The organism is Streptomyces sp. NPDC029674 (assembly GCF_044903205.1).
GTDB lineage: Bacteria > Actinomycetota > Actinomycetes > Streptomycetales > Streptomycetaceae > Streptomyces.
In genome coordinates this window covers 1-1,330 of record NZ_JBJDPY010000061.1, presented here as the reverse complement: position 1 = coordinate 1,330, position 1,330 = coordinate 1, and the positions used below count along the sequence as shown (strand labels likewise).

The window sequence follows — 1,330 nt, the reverse complement described above, 5'->3', positions numbered from 1 at the left end:
CCCCAACGGCGAAGCACGGTTCAACATCCGCGGCAAGCAGTACGCGCCGGAGGAGATCAGCGCCCAGGTGCTGCGCAAGCTCGTCGACGACGCCAGCAAGTTCCTCGGTGAGAAGGTGACCGAGGCCGTCATCACCGTTCCCGCCTACTTCAACGACGCCCAACGCACCGCGACCAAGGACGCCGGACGCATCGCCGGGCTCGAGGTGCTGCGCATCATCAACGAGCCCACCGCCGCCGCACTGGCGTACGGAATGGACAAGAAGAACCACGAGACCATCCTGGTGTTCGACCTCGGTGGCGGCACGTTCGATGTCAGCCTCCTCGACGTGGGCGACGGGGTCGTCGAAGTGCGATCCACCGCCGGTGACACCCACCTGGGCGGCGACGACTTCGACCGCCGGCTGGTGGACTACTTTGCCGACGAGTTCAAGAACGAGAACGGCATCGACCTGCGCAACGACCCGCAGGCGCTGCAGCGACTGTTCGAGGCGGCCGAGAAGGCGAAAATCGAGCTCAGCTCGGTGTCCCAGACCCAGGTCAGCCTGCCCTTCATCACCGCCGACGCCAGTGGGCCCAAGCACCTGACCATGACCGTGAAGCGGTCCAAGTTCGAAGACCTCACCGCTGACCTCGTTGAGCGGTGCCTCGGTCCGGTGCGTCAGGCGATGGCCGACGCGAAGGTGAGTGAGGACGACATCGACGAGGTCATCCTCGTGGGCGGTTCCACCCGCATCCCCGCTGTCCAAGCGCTCGTCAAGCGGCTCACCGGCGGCAAGGAGCCGAACATGACGGTGAACCCCGATGAGGTGGTCGCTGTGGGCGCCGCCATCCAGGCGGGCGTCCTCAAGGGCGACGTCGACGACGTGCTGCTGCTGGATGTCACCCCGCTGTCGCTGGGTGTGGAGACCCGCGGTGGCGTGATGACGAAGATCATCGAGCGCAACACCACCATCCCCGCCCGACGCAGCGAGGTGTTCTCCACGGCCGAAGACAACCAGCCGTCGGTGGAGATCGTCGTCCTGCAGGGCGAGCGGGAGATCGCTGCGGACAACCGGGTGCTGGGCCGGTTCGAGCTCACCGGCATCCGCCCCGCTCCTCGCGGTGAAGCGCAGGTCGAGGTCACCTTCGACATCGACGCGAACGGCATCCTGAACGTGACGGCGAAGGACAAGGACACCGGCACCGAGCAGGGCATCACCATCAGTGACACCTCGAATCTGGACCAGGGCGAGATCGACCGGATGATTAAGGAAGCCGAGCAGCACCGGGCTGACGACCAGGCGCGGCGCCAGGCCGTGGACGCCCGCAACGAGCTGGACTCCGCCGCC

General features: G+C 66.5%; 1 protein-coding gene. It reads left to right on the top strand.

The features are described 5' to 3' along the window. Nucleotides 1-1,330: molecular chaperone DnaK (gene dnaK, locus ACI2L3_RS40355; protein ID WP_404757451.1), on the top strand; the 1,330-nt coding region annotated here is incomplete at both ends.